The 1,830-nt window shown below is 56.8% G+C and carries 2 protein-coding genes; one reads left to right on the top strand and one right to left on the bottom strand.

Annotated elements, in window-relative coordinates; translation table 11 throughout:
* On the top strand, window positions 1–400 hold a 400-nt coding region (locus EOA24_RS36490), incomplete at its 5' end, for a transposase (RefSeq protein WP_133374828.1).
* Between the two features lie 649 nt (window positions 401–1,049).
* On the opposite strand, the gene EOA24_RS36480 is transcribed toward EOA24_RS36490, so the two are convergent.
* Window positions 1,050–1,505 carry a 4'-phosphopantetheinyl transferase superfamily protein gene (locus EOA24_RS36480; protein WP_127410738.1) on the bottom strand — a complete coding sequence of 152 codons (456 nt, stop codon included), beginning with the start codon at window positions 1,503–1,505 and terminating at the stop codon, window positions 1,050–1,052.
* Window positions 1,506–1,830 lie beyond the last annotated feature (325 nt).

Genomic DNA, 1,830 nt, shown 5'->3' with positions numbered 1-1,830 from the left:
GTCCGCGGCCATTGTCGCGAGCCTCTTCGATCTATGGGAAGCGGAACTGGGCAAGGTCTCCGGAAAATCCAAGACCGCCGAGGCGATCCGCTATGCGCTCACCCGGCGGGAGGCGCTGGAACGCTTTCTGATGGACGGTCGCATCGAAATCGACTCCAATATCGTCGAGCGTGCAATCAGGCCCCAGACGATCACGCGAAAGAATAGTCTATTCGCCGGCAGCCACGGCGGTGGACGAACCTGGGCGACGGTAGCCACCTTGCTGCAAACCTGCAAAATGAACAGCGTCGATCCGCTCGACTGGCTCTCGCAGACCTTGACCCGCATCGCTCAAGGCTGGCCGGCATCCGAAATCGAAATGCTCATGCCTTGGAACTTTAGGCCTGACGTTATCGGCTGACCGCTTACACTACATCGGACATGTCATCGCCGCTTCACCCAGCTTTGCTGAAACCGAGACAATACTACAGCGTGCCGAAGACTTAATCGATTGGCCGATTACACCATTTTCCACCCCTGGCGAACAGGGGCGGCCTGCGGCCCCTTCGGAACTCAAGCACTTGTTCCCGGCGCACCCTGTTGCGGGTCACCACCCGCCTAGATGGGGTAACGGGCCTCTGGCGCCTCGACCGAAAGTCTGGCCGCGGCGCCAGAGGCCCGTTACCCCATCTAGACTTAGACTCGCGTCGGTCGGAATCACCACCTTCGATCAGTTTTGCCGCGCGCTGTCACGCGACTCGCGACCACTGACGGAGATCGTCCTCGCGACATACGAGACCGTGCTGTCCTGATGTTGCTCATCACCTACGGCCTACGCGCCGGTGAGGTCATCACAACGATCAGGACGCTTCTGAGCTTGTTCCGCCTCATTCTGATCCCCATCAAGGCGACGGCCTAGGTGTGAGCTTCCGGGAGGTTGTCCATTCGGATCGGACCGAGGAGACTGGAGTTGCCAAGCCGGCTTCCGCCTTTTTTTGGCTGTGCTGACCTCAGAATTTGCGGTGAAGATACCATTGCCCACGACCTTCGATCATAAAGGTTATGTAAATTTATGTGGTATCTGGCTGTCCAAGTTGGACATCGAATTGCGATGGCAGGGTGCGCATGATGATTTTTCGGGGATGATGCGATGCTACATGCCCTATTAACTCCCCGCGGATTGGGAGCGCATGCAGATAATAATGCAGGCCACCAAATTGCACGGCCTGCTCATCCCAGCCCGTGTGAAGCGTTAGCGGGTCTTGCTGGAGACCATGACCTACGCATTTCAGCACAGCCTCTTTCCTGGTCCACAGCTCCAGGAACTTTCTCGCAGACAGCTCGCGCGGAATGTCTTCAAACATCCTGACTTCTCGGTCAGTCATAATGTGGCGGGCCAATTGGCGGTAATTTGCCAACGGGTGCCAACGCTCAATATCTATCCCAATCAAGCCGACGGCTGAAACTGCGACGGCGGACCAATCGTGGCTGTGAGACTGGCTCACTTCAATATCGCGCGCCGGCATTCGAGGCTAGCCAAGGCTCGAAATGGTCATCTCGAGACCCCGCGCCGGTACATGCAAGTGCGCAGCAAGGATGGTTCGAAAAGCAAATTTTGCTTGAATCCGCTGATATGGGTGACGGATTTTTTCTGCTCTTTCCCGCTCAGTTGGGCTTAGCACTTCACGCATGTATGACGTTGGGGTCGTCAGCTGTGAATGCCGGAAAACCCAAACGTCGATTGTACGGGGCTTGCTCTGCAACGGCATGGGTCACAGCCTATGGCTCGCTCCACCACATGCGCTTGCTGATAGCGCGATGGTAAGGTCGCTAATGCCTCCTCCATTGACA

Origin of the sequence: Mesorhizobium sp. M2A.F.Ca.ET.039.01.1.1, from assembly GCF_003998035.1 — a bacterium.
In the GTDB taxonomy this organism is placed as follows: Bacteria; Pseudomonadota; Alphaproteobacteria; order Rhizobiales; family Rhizobiaceae; genus Mesorhizobium.
The sequence above is the reverse complement of the archived record's forward strand: the minus strand, read 5'-3'. Positions and strand labels throughout refer to the sequence as shown.

What these genes read in the sequence shown, in the direction of transcription:
- EOA24_RS36480 (WP_127410738.1), bottom strand. Translation starts at nt 1,505, where the DNA reads ATGCCGGCGCGCGATATTGAAGTGAGCCAGTCTCACAGCCACGATTGG.